The organism is Pseudomonas sp. S31 (assembly GCF_016648105.1).
Classification (GTDB): domain Bacteria; phylum Pseudomonadota; class Gammaproteobacteria; order Pseudomonadales; family Pseudomonadaceae; genus Aquipseudomonas.
Genome location: NZ_JACVVE010000013.1, coordinates 53,258 through 67,780, shown reverse-complemented (window position 1 = coordinate 67,780; position 14,523 = coordinate 53,258). Strand labels below are relative to the sequence as shown.

General features: G+C 64.5%; 10 protein-coding genes. 3 read left to right on the top strand and 7 right to left on the bottom strand.

What is annotated here, in order from left to right:
• The first annotated feature begins 14 nt into the window (after positions 1 to 14).
• Positions 15 to 935, top strand: a complete 921-nt coding sequence (locus tag IAE37_RS12085; RefSeq protein ID WP_201173808.1) for an alpha-xenorhabdolysin family binary toxin subunit B — start codon at positions 15 to 17, stop codon at positions 933 to 935.
• Positions 936 to 942: 7 nt separating this feature from the next.
• Here IAE37_RS12085 and IAE37_RS12080 read toward each other — a convergent pair whose 3' ends face one another.
• From IAE37_RS12080 to IAE37_RS12065, 4 genes are all read right to left on the bottom strand, one after another.
• Complete coding sequence (locus IAE37_RS12080) at positions 943 to 1,338, bottom strand: protease inhibitor I42 family protein (protein ID WP_201173807.1); 396 nt, start codon at positions 1,336 to 1,338, stop codon at positions 943 to 945.
• 159 nt (positions 1,339 to 1,497) lie between these two features.
• A complete protein-coding gene (gene lon / locus IAE37_RS12075) occupies positions 1,498 to 3,924 on the bottom strand; it encodes an endopeptidase La (protein ID WP_201173806.1) in 2,427 nt (808 codons plus the stop codon).
• Between the two features lie 208 nt (positions 3,925 to 4,132).
• Complete coding sequence (locus IAE37_RS12070) at positions 4,133 to 6,544, bottom strand: glucose/quinate/shikimate family membrane-bound PQQ-dependent dehydrogenase (RefSeq protein ID WP_201173803.1); 2,412 nt, start codon at positions 6,542 to 6,544, stop codon at positions 4,133 to 4,135.
• A gap of 311 nt (positions 6,545 to 6,855) precedes the next feature.
• The gene (locus IAE37_RS12065) at positions 6,856 to 8,865 is read right to left on the bottom strand and encodes a TonB-dependent receptor (protein ID WP_201173801.1); all 2,010 of its coding nucleotides are present in this window, start codon (positions 8,863 to 8,865) and stop codon (positions 6,856 to 6,858) included.
• Positions 8,866 to 9,036: 171 nt separating this feature from the next.
• On the opposite strand from IAE37_RS12065, the gene IAE37_RS12060 reads away from it, so the two are divergent.
• Both IAE37_RS12060 and IAE37_RS12055 read left to right on the top strand, forming a co-directional pair.
• Positions 9,037 to 9,258, top strand: coding sequence for a VF530 family DNA-binding protein (locus IAE37_RS12060; RefSeq protein WP_201173800.1), 222 nt, complete (start codon positions 9,037 to 9,039; stop codon positions 9,256 to 9,258).
• A gap of 1 nt (position 9,259) precedes the next feature.
• Entirely contained in the window at positions 9,260 to 9,895 is a 636-nt protein-coding gene (locus IAE37_RS12055; RefSeq protein ID WP_201173998.1) for a Pr6Pr family membrane protein, read from the top strand.
• Positions 9,896 to 9,955: 60 nt separating this feature from the next.
• Here IAE37_RS12055 and IAE37_RS12050 read toward each other — a convergent pair whose 3' ends face one another.
• The 3 genes from IAE37_RS12050 to IAE37_RS12040 form a co-directional block, all read right to left on the bottom strand.
• Positions 9,956 to 10,714, bottom strand: coding sequence for a siderophore-interacting protein (locus tag IAE37_RS12050; protein WP_201173798.1), 759 nt, complete (start codon positions 10,712 to 10,714; stop codon positions 9,956 to 9,958).
• Entirely contained in the window at positions 10,707 to 11,252 is a 546-nt protein-coding gene (locus IAE37_RS12045; RefSeq protein WP_201173797.1) for a PadR family transcriptional regulator, read from the bottom strand. The genes IAE37_RS12050 and IAE37_RS12045 overlap by 8 nt, the downstream gene beginning before the upstream one ends.
• A 90-nt stretch (positions 11,253 to 11,342) precedes the next feature.
• Positions 11,343 to 14,480, bottom strand: a complete 3,138-nt coding sequence (locus tag IAE37_RS12040; protein ID WP_201173796.1) for a transglycosylase domain-containing protein — start codon at positions 14,478 to 14,480, stop codon at positions 11,343 to 11,345.
• Positions 14,481 to 14,523 lie beyond the last annotated feature (43 nt).

The following is a 14,523-nucleotide window of genomic DNA, read 5'->3' as shown; positions in this document are numbered from 1 at the left end:
GGAGTGTCATTGTCATGGGCATCAAACCAGACGACTTACCGGATGTGACGGCAATGCTGTCGATCGAAAACCTGCTGAACGAACTCTATCACAGCAAGACGGCCGGCATGATTCCCGCTCTTCGCGAGCAATTGAGGGATTTGAAAAGCCTGGTGCAAGCCGGGAACGATATCTTTCGAGAAAACGTGGTCAGCTGCCTGGTGGAGTTGAACCTCGACCTCGAGGCGTCGTTGACCATGACCGAGGCGGACCTGCTTCGCTCGCGTCAATATCTGCACGATGAGATGGCACAGATCATCGGCGCGGTCGAGCGTGTCAGCCGTTATCGTGCGCCATCCACCACTTCGCTCAGGGAAGAAAACGACCAGCGTATCGTGAAAAACCGTGCCGCCGTAGCGCAACTGGAGCAACTGATCGCAGCGCAAGCGCTACGACTGGCTGAAATCGACGAGTCGCTCAAGACGCTGGACCACCCCACGGTGCAACAGGCACTGCGTAATCTCATTCCGTCGGAGAGCGAGATCGATGCCCTGTTGTCTGTGCTCAGGGACCGCACCGTCACCCCGGAATTGGTCAAGGCAGCCTTGGTGAAGCTCAACAAGAACCTCGACCTGTTCGAGCAGGGGCGCAGATACGTTGATGTGAACGCGGCCAGGGGGCGACTTGCCGAGCGGCTGGACCAGCAAAAGCTCACATTGCTGGAGCTCCAACGGCAGCTGGAAGCGGCGTTGGCGAAAAGCGGGCAGTTTGCCGGTGTCGATGAGCTGCTGGCCCAGCGCGAGCCTTGGTTGGCGCAGGCGAACAAGTTCGTCGTGCATTGGCAGGCGGTCTCGGCCAAGACCCAGGCAGCCACCGAACAGCGTGCCCTTCAGGCTGCGCTGGAGAACGCCCGGGATTACCTGGTTGCCGTGCGCCGGCGTTTCGAAGCGGCTTGAATCGCGCTCAGCGGACCCGGACTTCGCAATCGAAAGTCTGTACCGGTTGCACTTCCGGGGCCCACGGCTGCTGGTAGACCAGCACCAGGTGGCCGTCGCCAGGGGTCTGGGCCTGGAAGCGCCAGGTGGATTCCCCGGCGGTACCGACCAGGCCGCTTTCCTCGGGGGCGGCGTAGACCTCCGGGCCAAGGCTGCGCAGCACGCCAGGCGCAGCATCCTGCACCCGCCAGCGATAGCCGGTGGTGGGGTTGCTGGGCAAGCTCAGGTTGAGGGTCTGGCCGACCAGCAGGCGCTTGGGGCATTCGCTGTCGGCGTCCAGTTCGGCGGGTGTGTTCTGCGGTTGTTGGGCGCAGGCGGCCAGCAAGGCAAGGCCCAGGGGAACGAGCAGGCGAGGGGCGGACATGGCGGCTCCGAAGACGAACGATGGCCTGAGGATAACCGATGAAGCGGGTTTGTGTGTGCTCGCACCAGGCCTGAATGCTGGCAAGCCGGCGCCTACAGTCCTTCGCCAACCCCAAGGTGGGGGCGCGGTGCCTGTAGGCGCCGGCTTGCTGTCGTCGGCTTAGAACAGCACCTTCGCCACGTCGGCGAAGCGCTTGGCGAAATGCACCGTCAACCCGTCACGCAGGTAGTCTGGCAGTTCTTCGAAGTCGCCACGGTTGGCCTCAGGCAGGATCAGTTCATAGATCTTCTGCCGTCTGGCAGCGATCACCTTCTCACGCACTCCACCGATCGGCAGCACCTGCCCGGTGAGGGTCAGCTCGCCGGTCATGGCCACGCCCTTTTTCGGCACCTGGTCGCGTGCCAGGGACAGCAGTGCGCTGGCCATGGTCACCCCGGCGCTCGGGCCGTCCTTCGGCGTGGCGCCCTCGGGCACGTGCAAGTGGATGAAGGCTTCGTTGAAGAAACCCGGGTCGCCGCCAAACTGCTTGAGATTGGCGCTGATGTAGCTGTAGGCGATCTCGGCCGACTCCTTCATCACATCACCCAACTTGCCGGTCAGCTTGAAGCCGCGGTTCAGGGTATGGATGCGGGTAGCTTCGATCGGCAGCGTGGCACCACCCATGCTGGTCCAGGCCAGGCCGGTGATCACACCCTTGCCGGCCAGTACCTGCTCGCTGCGAAACACCGGCATGCCGAGTGCAGCTTCCAGGTCCTTCGGGCCGATCTTGAGCGTGGCCTGGGGGTCGTCCAGCAGTTTGACCACCGCCTTGCGCACCAGTTTGCCGAGTTGCTTCTCCAATTGCCGCACACCGGCCTCGCGGGCATAGCCCTCGATCACCGTGCGTAGGGCGCTGTCGCTGATCCCCAGGCTGGTCTTGGCGACACCGGCCTTGGCCAGTTGCTTGGGCCACAGGTGACGCTTGGCGATGGCCAGCTTTTCTTCGGTGATGTAACCGGACAGGCGGATCACCTCCATGCGGTCGAGCAACGGGCCGGGGATCGAGTCCAGGGTATTGGCGGTGCAGACGAACAGCACTTTCGACAGGTCCAGGCGCAGGTCCAGATAATGGTCGAGGAAGTCGACGTTCTGCTCCGGATCCAGCGTTTCCAGCAGCGCTGAAGCGGGGTCGCCCTGATAGCTCTGGCCCATCTTGTCGATTTCGTCGAGCATGATCACCGGGTTCATGACCTCGACCTCCTTCAGCGCCTGCAACAGCTTGCCGGGCTGGGCGCCGATGTAGGTGCGACGATGCCCCTTGATCTCCGCCTCGTCGCGCATACCGCCGACGCTGAAACGGTAGAACGGCCGGCCAAGGGACTCGGCGATGGACTTGCCGATGCTGGTCTTGCCCACGCCGGGCGGGCCGACCAACAGCACGATCGAGCCGCTGATCTCGCCTTTCCAGGCGCCGACGGCGAGGAATTCGAGGATGCGTTCCTTGATGTCGTCGAGACCTGCATGGTGCTGGTCGAGCACTTTGCGTGCGTGCTTGAGGTCGAGCTTGTCCTTGCCGTACACGCCCCAGGGCAGGGCGGTGGCCCAGTCCAGGTAATTGCGGGTGACGGCGTATTCGGGCGAGCCGGTTTCCAGGATCGCCAGCTTGCCCATCTCTTCGTCGATGCGTTTCTTCGCCTGCTCGGGCAGGGTCTTGTTCGCCAGACGCTGTTCGAACTGCTCTAGATCGGCGCTGCGGTCGTCCTTGGTCAGCCCCAGCTCCTGCTGGATGACCTTGAGCTGCTCTTTGAGGAAGAACTCACGCTGGTGCTCGCCGATCTGTCGGTTGACCTCAGCGGAGATCTCGTTCTGTAGACGTGCGACCTCGACTTCTTTGCGCAGCATCGGCAGGACCTTTTCCATGCGCTTGAGCATGGGCACGCAGTCGAGCACCTCCTGCAGTTGGTTGCCGGTGGCCGAGGTGAGCGCTGCGGCGAAGTCGGTGAGGGGCGAGGGGTCGTTGGGGCTGAAGCGGTTGAGGTAGTTCTTCAGTTCTTCGCTGTACAGCGGGTTTAGTGGCAGCAGCTCCTTGATCGCGTTGATCAGGGCCATGCCGTAGGCCTTGACCTCGTCGTTGGGCTCGGTCGGCTGGCGAGGGTATTCGACCTCGACCAGGTAGGGCGGGCGGTGGTGCTTGAGCCAGGTGCGGATGCGCACTCGGGTCAGGCCTTGGGCGACGAACTGTAACTTGCCGTTCTCGCGGCTGGCGTGATGTACCTTGACCAGCGTGCCGTACTCGGGCAATGCCGCGGTATCGAAATGCCGGTGGTCTTCTGGCGGGGTGTCCATGAAGAACAGCGCCAAGGAGTGGTGCGGGGTCTTGGCCACCAGGTCGAGGGTCTCGGCCCAGGGCTCCTCGTTGACGATGACCGGCAGCACTTGGGCTGGGAAGAAGGGGCGGTTGTGGATCGGGATCACGTAGACCTTGTCCGGCAACTGCTGGCCGGGCAGGGCGAGGGCGTGGCCGGGGCCGCGTTCGGCCTGGGTATCGAGGTGTTCGACTGCGCTGTGTTCGTCGGGTTGTTCCGGGAAATCCTGCTGGTCGCTCATGGGGCACCTGCGTGAATGACTATGGTGCTTAGATGGGGCGGGCGGTGGTGGGTTTCAAGTTATGAATTATAAGCTGCAAGAATGGGCGGGGCCGCTTTGCGGCCCCTCGCGGCACGAGGCCGCTCCTACAGGAGGTCGCATTTCCCCTGTAGGAGCGGCCTCGCCGGGGCGCCGGACCGGCCGGATGGGCTGCAAAGCAGCCCTATGCTCATTCCGCCAATTTGTAAGCGATGATGTAATCGCCCATCTTCGTACCCAGCGAACCGTGTCCGCCGGCGACGATCAGCACGTATTGCTTGCCGTCCTTGCCGGTGTAGGTCATCGGCGTGGCTTGACCCCCGGCAGGCAGGCGGGCCTTCCACAGCTCCTTGCCGTCATTGGTGTCGTAGGCGCGCAGGTACTGGTCGAGGGTGCCGGCGAGGAAGCCGACGCCGCCTGCAGTGACGATCGAGCCACCCATGCTCGGTACGCCGACCGGCATGCCGATAGGCACTGGGGTGCTGTCGCGGGTGGTGCCGTTCTTGCGCTTCCACACCACTTTGTTGGTGAACAGGTCGATGGCCGCCACATAACCCCAGGACGGTGCCTGGCACGGCACGCCCAACGGCGACATGAACGGGTGCATGATCACCGCGTACGGCGCGCCGGTGTTGGGCTGCACGCCGCTGGTCTCGCTCTCGCGCTTGCTGCCGGCGGCGACCTGTTCGCGCGGCACCATCTTCGACACGAAGGCCATGTAGTTGGGCGAGGTGAACAGCAACTGGCGGACGGGGTCGACCGACACGCTGCCCCAGTTGAACACACCGACGTTGCCTGGGTAGATCAGGCTGCCCTGCTCGGACGGCGGCGTGTACTGGCCTTCGTAGCGCAGCTCGCGGAACTGGATACGGCACAGCATCTGGTCGAACGGCGTAGCGCCCCACATGGCTTGTTCGCTGAGCTCCGGCCCCAGCAGGTTGAGGTCCGACCGCGCCTGGGTGGGCGCGGTGTGGTCGCCGGGCACGGCGCCCTGCGGCGTCGGGATTTCGCGGATCGGCACGATCGGCGTGCCGTCGCGGCGGTCGAGCACGTACAGGCTGCCTTGCTTGGTCGGTACGATGATCGCCGGCTTGACGCCGTCGTCGGTCTTCAGGTGCACCAGAGTCGGCTGGCTGCCGACGTCCATGTCCCACAGGTCGTGATGGGTGAACTGGTAGTTCCAGCGGACCTTGCCGCTGGCCAGGTCCAGGGCTACCACGCCGGCGCTGTACTTCTCGGCGCCTGGGGTGCGGTTGGCGCCATACTGGTCGGGCGTCTGGTTGCCCAGGGGCAGGTAGATGAGGCCAAGCTTCTCGTCGACGCTGGCCAGCGACCACATGTTGGCCGAGTTGCGGCTGTAGGTCTTGCCAGGGGCCAAGGGCTTGGTGTCGTCGGGGTTGTTGCTGTCCCAGTTCCAGACCAGGCGGCCGTCGTGCACGTCGTAGGCGCGGATAACGCCAGACGGCTCGTCGGTCGACTCGTTATCCGTGACATGGCCGCCGATGATCACCAGTTCGCGGGTGATCGCCGCCGGCGAGGTGGAGTAATAGCCGCCAGCGGTGAACGGGCCGATGCCGGTGGTGAGGTCGATGGTGCCTTGGTTGGCGAAGCCTTCGCAGACCCGGCCGTTGTCGGCGTTGATGGCGATCAGGCGCGCGTCGGCGGTCGGCAGGTAGAGGCGGCGCGGGCAGGCCAGGGCCACCGCCTGGCCAGCTTCGGAGACTTTCGGTGCCGGGCTGCCATCGCGGCTGACGTAGCTGTTCTCGTCATAGTACGAGACGCCGCGGCAGGTCATGTGGGCGAAGCCCTTGAAGGTGTTGGTAGGGCTCTTGATCTGCGGGTCGAAGCGCCAGATCTCGGCGCCGGTGTCCGGGTCGAGGGCCAGCACCCGGCCATGTGGCGTGCACGCGTAGAGCATGCCGTTGGCCTTGAGCGGGGTGTTCTCGTTGGTGAGCTCGACCGGGTCGTTGTCGGTGGGCAGGTCGCCGGTGCGGATGCGCCAGGCTTCTTCCAGGCGATAGGCGTTCTGGGGGGTGATCTGGCGCAGCGGCGAGTACCGGTCGCCATGTTCGGTGCGGCCATAGGCCTGCCAGTCGCCGTCGGGCATCGTCGGCGCGGCGCTGGCCATTTCGCTGCTCTCGCGGCCCACTTCGCCGAACACTTCACCAGGGTGGGTGAATTGGCTGGCCAGCGCACAAGCACCGGAGGCCAGCACGGCGATGCCGAGCAGGGCGGTGTTGGCCCTGGGCGCCGGCCCGATGAGCGGGCGACGTGCCCAGGGCAGCAGCAACAGCACACCGATGGCGAACCACAGCGACAGGCGTGGCACCAGTTGCCACCAGTCCAGGCCGACTTCCAGCAGGGCCCAGGCCGTGCTGCCGAGCAGCACCAGGCCGTACAAGCCCAGGGCGATGCGGCGCTTGGCCAGCAGCAGGATGCCACTCAAGGCAAAGCCGATCCCGGCGATCAGGTAGTAGAGCGATCCCCCCACCTGGCTCAGCTTGATGCCCCCCGCCAGCAGGGCCAGGCCCATCAGCAACAGCAACACACCCATGATGCGTGGCATCCGGTGTTTTTCACTCTTGGCACCTTCGGTGCTCATCGTACGTACTCCGTCAGGTCAAAATTCAATGCTTCAGCATTTAAAGTAGTAGCAGCCGACATGATCGTTCCGCTTGAGACAGCGCTGTCTTTGGAAAATTGAAAACAGCCGAGCGCATCGAGCAGAGGACTCCTCGATGTTCAGGTCGCTATCTGGAATGAATGAATCGATTCAGCTTGGGGCGAGAGGATATAGCGCTGGCGGTGTGAAAAAAAGACAAATTGTCGCAGGGAATCGTTGCCGATTCAGAAACAGTGGTGCGTTCGCCGCTGGCAAGCCGGCTCCTTCAGGAGCCGGTGCGGTTGCCGAAATTAGAACGTGGTCCGCAGCCCGAATTCGACGCTGCGCCCGGGAGCCGGGGCAATGTCGCGCAGGATCGAGCTGGCATAGCGCACGGTCTGGTCGGTGAGGTTTTCACCACGGACGAACGCCAGCCATTCACTCTTGCCGATATCGAAGCGATAACCGACGCTCGCGCCCAGGGTCGTGTAGCCCTCGGTGCTGGTTTCGTTGGCCGGTTTGCGATGCTGCGACGCGGCATGCTGGACGTCGACCCGCGCCTGCCAGCGGTCCAGTTCCCAGACCAGCCCGCTGTTCAGACGCAGCGGCGCGATGCGCGGCAAGGGTTCGCCGCTGTCGAGATTCTTGGCCCGGGTGTAGTCGCCGGACAACTCGAGGGCGAAGCTGCCGTAGCGGTTTTCCAGCAGTTGCCAGCGGTCCTGGGCCTCGATGCCGTAGAATCGCGCGCGCACGCCCTGGTACTGATACTCGGGGAAGCTCTCGTCCTCGTCACCCGCTTCGCGCAGGTTGCCGGTGCCGATCAGGCCGATGTAGTTGCGAAAGTGGCTGTAGAACACACCCACGCTGCCCTTATGGGTACCGTTGTCGAAACGCAAGGCGAGGTCGGCAGAAATTGCCTTCTCCTTGTTCAGACTGGCATCGCCGACCTCGTAGGCTCCGGTGGCCACATGCGCGCCGTTGGCGTACAGCTCGTAGAAGGTTGGGGCGCGCTCGGTGTAGGCCAGGTTCGCCGCCAGCGCCCAGACCGGGTCGAGCTGGTAGACAGCCCCCGATGACAGGCTGAAGGCATTGAACGAGCTGCTGCTGTCGGCATCGACGAAGTTTTCATTGCCCTTGGCATCCGGGTCGACACGGGTGTGTTCCAGTCGCGCACCCAGGCTCAGGTTCAGGCGTTCGGTGGCTTGCCATTGTTCCAGGGCGAACACCGCCAGGCTGTCGGTGTCGGTCTGCGGGACGAAAGCCTCTTCGCCCAGGGCGGAAAACTCGTTGCGATTGATCTGCGCGCCGATCACCCCTTCCACCGGGCCGATGGGTTGGTGGCGAGCCTCGATGCGCGCTTCGTAGCCTTTGTTCTTGAACGTGGTGCCCACTTCGCCATCTTCGATCTCCCGGTGCTCATAGTCGGTGTAGCCAGCATCGAGCTTGACCGAGCTGAACGGCCCGTCGAGGTCGCGCAGTTCCGAGGCGAAGGCATAGTGGTCCTGTTTCATGTCCAGGCGCACGCCCGACTCGGCCACCGAGCCGTAGTTGCTGTCATAGCGGCTGTAGGACAGGCCGGCGTAGCCATGGTCCCAGTGATAGCTGCCGCCGATGGCCCCGCCATCCTGGCGCCCGTCGCTGTTCTCCAGGCGGCCATGGCTGCCGGGCTCGTCGGCATCGCGTACTTTCGAGCTACGGGCGTAGCCGGGGATGCGCAGGTCGTTGAACTGGCGGCTATTGGCATCCAGGTGCAGGGCGAATGCGCCGTTGCCGGCTTCCAGTTTGCCGGCGCTGCTGCGCGTGGTGTCGGCGCCACCATAGCGCAGCTCGCCGGCGCCATGAATACCCTCGATGGGCGAGTCGGGAATGCGGTTGTCGAAGGTATTCACCACCCCACCAATGGCGTTACCGCCGTACAACAGGGCGGCCGGGCCGCGGACGATCTCGATGCGCTCGACATTCACTGGGTCCAGCGGCACGGCGTGGTCATAGGACAGCGACGAGGCGTCCAGGGCACCGACGCCGTTGCGCAGGATGCGGATGCGGTCACCATCCAGGCCACGGATCACCGGGCGGCTGGCGCCAGGGCCGAACCAGGTGGAGGCGACACCGGGTTGCTTGTTCAGGGTTTCACCGAGGCTGCCGTGCTGCTGCAGTAGCAGGTCGTCACCTTCGAGAACGGTGCTGGGCGCGGCGAGCTGGCGATTGCCCAGCGGGTTGGCGGTGATGACCTGGGGTTCGAGCTCCACGGCCTGGCTGGGAGAGGCAGCGAGCCAGAGCGCGATGGCGAGGGGGGAGAGGCGTAGCGGGATGTGCGGCATGGAGGTGAGACGTTCCTTGGTCGAGTTTTATATAGTTACAATATAACATCACCATTTCAGCACAGGGCCTTGTGCCTTGACCAGCGCTTTCTCCCCTGCAGGTCTTCGGCGCGATGCGCAGCATCGGCCACTACACTCGTGTAAGGTGCGCATCTTTTACGGAGCACTGGCATGAGCACGGCCCAACACAATGCATTGCACGGCAAGACCCTGGAGCAGATCCTCACCGAGCTGGTGGCTCACTATCAGTGGCAAGGCCTGGCCGAGCGCGTCGACGTGCGCTGCTTCAAGAGCAACCCGAGCATCAAGTCGAGCCTGACCTTCCTGCGCAAGACGCCCTGGGCGCGGGAAAAGGTCGAGCAGCTCTACGTCAGATTGCAGCGCAATGCCTGAGCTGCCGGCCCGCCCGTGGTTGAGCGCGGCGGCCGTGCTGGGCTGGTTGGGCCTGGCGGTGCAGGTTTATCTGGTGTTGCTGGCGCGCTGGCAGGAGCAGGCCAGCCTGATCGGCGGGTTGGTGAATGTGTTCGGGTATTTCACCGTACTGAGCAACACCTTGGTGGCGACGGTGCTCAGCTATGCCGCCTTCGGCCATGAAGGCAGGGCCAGGCGCTTTTTCCTTTCGCCTGCGGTGAGTTCGGCGGTGGCCGCCAGCATCGTCCTGGTAGCGTTGGCCTACAGCCTGTTGCTGCGCCACCTCTGGCACCCCCAGGGCTGGCAGTGGCTGGCGGACGAGTTGCTGCACGACGTGATGCCGCTGCTGTACGTGCTGTACTGGTGGCTCGAGGTGCCCAAGGGCAGCCTGCGGCTCTGGCACCTGGCGGTGTGGGCGCTGTATCCGGCGGTGTACTTCGCCTATGCGCTGTGGCGGGGTAGCGAGATCGGTGTGTATGCCTATCCATTCATCGATGTGGCCAGCCTCGGGTATGGGCAGGTCATGCTCAATGCGTTGGGGGTCCTGGCGGGTTTTTGGGGGATCGGGCTGGTGATGCTGGGGCTGGATCGCTGGCGCTCGTCGCCAGGGCTTGCCTAGGCAGGGCCTGCCCTTTCGCGCCGAACCGCCGCGAAAGGGGTCGACCCGAACCCGCAGAAATCACTCGTCGTCTGCCGTTCCATCAGCACGCCAGTAGGCCGCGGCCTTGAGGGCATCTTCCGCCACGCCCTTGGCCAGCAGCAGTGCCTTGGCCTGGCGGGTCAGCGATTTCTCCAGGGCCACCCAGCTGTACAGCCTGCCTTGCGGCAGCGTCAGCCCTTCGACCAGGGCCAGCAGGTTTTCCTCACGCTTTACCCAGATCACTTCGACCTGTGCCTGGCTCGGCAGCGGCTGGCGCTCCTGGTCGTCTTCGATCTGGATCACCGCCAGCACCTGGCGGCCTGCCGGCAGTTCCTCGAGGCGTCGGCCAATGGCCGGGATCGCCGTCTCGTCACCAATCAGCAGGTAGCTGTCGAAGATGTCCGGTACCACCATCGAGGCCCGTGGCCCGGCGATGTTCAGCACCTGCCCGGGGGCTGCCTGGGCGGCCCAGGTCGAGGCGGGGCCATCGCCATGCAGGACGAAATCAATGTCCAGTTCGTTTGCCACCAGGTCGATGCGCCGTGGCGTGTATTCGCGCATGGTCGGGCGGACGCCGCCGTCGCGGCCGAGGCCACCAGCGTCCAGGGCCTGCTGTTGCTCGGGGGTTTCAGCGAACAGCAACTTGATGTGGTCATCCGTGCCCAGGCTGGTGAAGCCTTGCAGTTCCGGGCCGCCCAGGGTGATGCGGCGCATGCGCGGGGTCAGCTCGGTGACGCGCAGCACTTCCAGGCGCCGGCGGCGGATTTCGTGGTTGACGCGGTGAATGGTGTCACTCATGGGGGTTCTCCGTGACAGAGGCGGCCGGCCCGGAGGCGATGGCCTTGGCGGTTTCATTGAGCAGGCTGCGGACCCGTTCGATTTCTTCCGGGGTCCAGCGGCCACTGTGCATGTGCAGGGCGTGGCGCAGGTTGCCGACGGCCTCGTGGATTTCCGGCGGGCGGTCATGGCCGCGCAGGGCGCGTTTGCTGACATCGATGCGCATGCGCACGCCGTCGAGGGCGACGGCTTGTTCGCCCAGGGCCTGGCGCCCCGCGTCGGTGATGGCGTATAGGCGCTTGCTGCCTTGGGGCTGGCCGCTGATCAGCTCGGCTTCCTCGAGGAAGTTGAGGGTGGGGTAGATGACCCCTGGGCTCGGGCTGTAGCTGCCATCGAACAGTTTCTCGATCTGGCGGATCAGGTCGTAGCCGTGGCCCGGCTGCTCGGCGAGCATCGACAGGATCAACAGCTTCAGGTCGCCAGGGGCGAATACCCGGGGGCCGCGCTCACCCCGGCCGGGGCGGCGCTCCAGTGGATCATGGGCATAAGCATCGCGCATGAGGTGAGGCTCCGTGTGTGTTTAGATATATCGCAAGATATTACTCAAGATATATCTAAACACAAGCCTCTAAATGCCGATGATTCTCATCTAGCTATTCGATGGGTTGCTCGAATGCATGGCCATCTGCGGCGGCTTGCATTCATTCGGGTTGCCTGGCTGTAGGTACGGCATGAGGATCGGCGCCATGCCCTTGAGCACCTGGACCGGCAGCGCCGAGGTGAACTTGAAGGCCTCGGCGGTCCGGCCCGGGACGAACGCGGTGAGGGTGCCGAAGTGGTTGTCGCCCAGGTAGAACACGAACGTGGCGGTGCGGTTGAGCGAGCGTGAGCCGATCAACCGGCCGCCGGCGCCGAAGCTCTCGATGCGGTTGTCGCCGGTGCCGGTCTTGCCGCCCATCACCAGCGGGGTGCCGTCCTGCAACTTGAAGCTGCCGGAGATCCGCCGCGCAGTACCGGCATCGACCACTTGCGACATGGCGCCCTTGAGCGCCCGTGCCACTTCCACCGGCAGGATCCGTTGGCCGCGATCCGGGTCGCTGATCAGTTTGGTCTCGTACGGCGTGTTGGCGGCGAAGTGCAGGGTGTCGATGCGCAAGGTCGGCAGGCGTACGCCATCGTTCTGGATGATGCCGACCAGCTCGGACAACGCCGCCGGGCGGTCGCCGGAGCTGCCGATGGCGGTGGCCAGCGACGGCACCAGGTGGTCGAAGGGGTAGCCAACGCGCTTCCAGCGTTGGTGGATCTCGGTGAATGCCTCGATCTCGACCATGGTGCGGATGCGGCTGTCGCGGGCGCCCTGGTGACGGCTCTTGAACAACCAACCATAGACTTCCTGGCGCTCGAAATGGCTGGCGTTGAGCATTTGCGTCAAGGTGGCGCTGGGGTTCTTCAGCAGATACCCGAGCAGCCACAGGTCCAGCGGGTGGACCTTGGCGATGAAGCCTTGGTCCGGCAGGTCGTACTTGCCGGGGCCATAGGCATCGTACATCTCCACCAGGCGGCTGTCGGTGAGCTTGGCCAGCGCCGCCTTGTCGTCCTTGCTGTGCGCCCGCACGAACGCGTTGAAGGTCTCCTGGCCGGCCTCGGGGAACAGGTAGCGGTGCACCGCGGCCAGGCGCTGCGGCGTCACTCGCATGCTATCGAGGAAGGTGTCCAGGCGTTGCTGCGAGGTCTTGCGCTGGTACTTCTTCCAGAAGCGCATCAGGTAGTTGCTGCCTTCCTTGTCGGCGAAGCGAGCGAGGTATTCCTGGCGCCGCGGGTCGGAGTCGTCCTTGAGCAGCGGTACGCGATTGTAGGGCTGCTGGTAGGTGACGTAGCGCACGATGTCACGCATCAGGCGGATGAACGGCAGGTTGATCGATTCGCGCAGGGCATCCTTGAGGGTCGGGTTGCGGCCGTTGTCTTCCTTGCGGAAGTTGTTGAACACATGCATGCCGCCACCGGTGAAGAACGCCTCGCCGGTGTTGGCCGAGTACTTGCGTTCCAGCGCGGCGTCGAGCATGGCGTCCAGGCTCTGGTTCTTGCTGTTCAGCATCAACCATTCCAGCGACCACTGGGTGATGCGGTCGAGCTCGGCGACCTCGACCTTCTTCAGGTCGGCCACCGGCTTGCCGGCGTACTTGTCGTGCAGCTCGGCGATGATTTCCAGGTAAGTGGTGAGCACCCGCAACTTGGCGGTGGAGCCGAGCTCCAGCTTGCTGCCTTCATTGATGTCGAACGGCTGGTCGGTGCTGTCGGTCTGCACCCGCACCCGCGAACCATCGGCGGTGCGCTCGAACAGGGTGAAGCTGTAGCTCACCTGGTCGGTGGTCTTGGCGGTCAGCAGGCGCTCACCGATCAGCCCCATCTGTGCGGCGAACTCGGGGTCGGCGAGGTTCTTCAGGTATTGGCTGACCTGCACCTGCAGGTCGGCCTGCAAGGTGCTGGTGGCCGACAGGTCGAGGCGGTCGAGGTCGTAGAGGGGGCGATTGAGCATGCCCGCCAGGCGGTTGCGCGCCAGGCTGATGCCCTTGTTGGTGATGATCGGCACGATGGTCGGCTGCGCCACCCAGTCGCGGTAGACCGCCTTGCTGGCCAGCGCCGCGTCGGCCAGGGGGCGGTCGATCACGTTGTTGGCGGCCAGCACGCGGATGTGCGAGTCGGTCAGCTCGGCCAGCTCGACCCGCCCCTTGGACAGATAATGCGAAGGCCGGCGCTGGGCGATCATCAGCGACAGCACCTGGCGCAGGGCCAGGCCACGGGCCGCCAGGCTCTCGGCATCAGTGGCGGTGGAGGTCAGGGCTTGGTTGACCTTGTCGAAGTCGGCGCCATACCAGACCCGCAAGCCTTCGGCCATGCCATGCACCTCGCCATGCCCAGGCACCGCCGACAGCGGCACGCTGTTGAGGTAGTCGCGCACGATGCGCTGGCGCGCCTCGGTGGTGTCCGGGCCGCCCTGGTAGGCGCGCACGCTGGCGGAAATCATCTGGCGGATCTTCTCGGCGCCCGACACGGTCAGGCCGTCGGGTGAGTGGCGGTACTTCTCCAACTGGGTGGCCAGGGTGCTGCCGCCGGCGGACTGGCCCGGCAGGGCCAGGTACTTGGCCACCTGGCTGTAGGCGGCCTTGGCGAAGCGCGGCCAGTCCACTGCCGGGTTGTTGCGCGGGTCCTGGGTGTCAAGCAGGTCGCGGTTCTCGATGAACAGCAGGCTGTTGACCATCACCGGCGGAATCGCGGCGAAGTCGGGGTACAGATGTTGCGGGTAGTTGTATTGGTAGAGGGTGTCGCCGCGGCAGTCGGTGATCGACAGGCCAGCCTGGATCTTCTCGATGTAGGGCGCGAACAGGCCGTGATCGACATAGCGCATCAGCGCGGGCGAGAACTGCACCTGTTCGCTGATCAGGTAGTCGCGCTTGAGCAGGCGCGGCAGGAACTCACCCAGTGCGCTGTAGCCCAGGCGTTTGTCGAAGGGGCCCTCGCCTGGGTAGACGATGGCATCGCTGGGCCCCCGTTGCAGCGAATAAGTGAGGGTGCCGGCCAGGCGGCTGAACTCGCGTGATTGCAGGTTGGAGGTGCGGAACTCGTCATACGCGGCAAAACCGATGGCGATGATCGCCACCAGCAGGATGAGAATGATCAACCGCCACCACAGCCGGCGCTGACGTGGGGACTTTGGCTGTGGCGCTTCGGCCTGAGGTGTCGTGGGTGCTTCCGTTCTGCTTGGTTCCGATTGCCACAGTGCGCCCATAGTCTTCAATCCGGCCAGGTTTTTTCGTCTTGCTTTGCCTGAA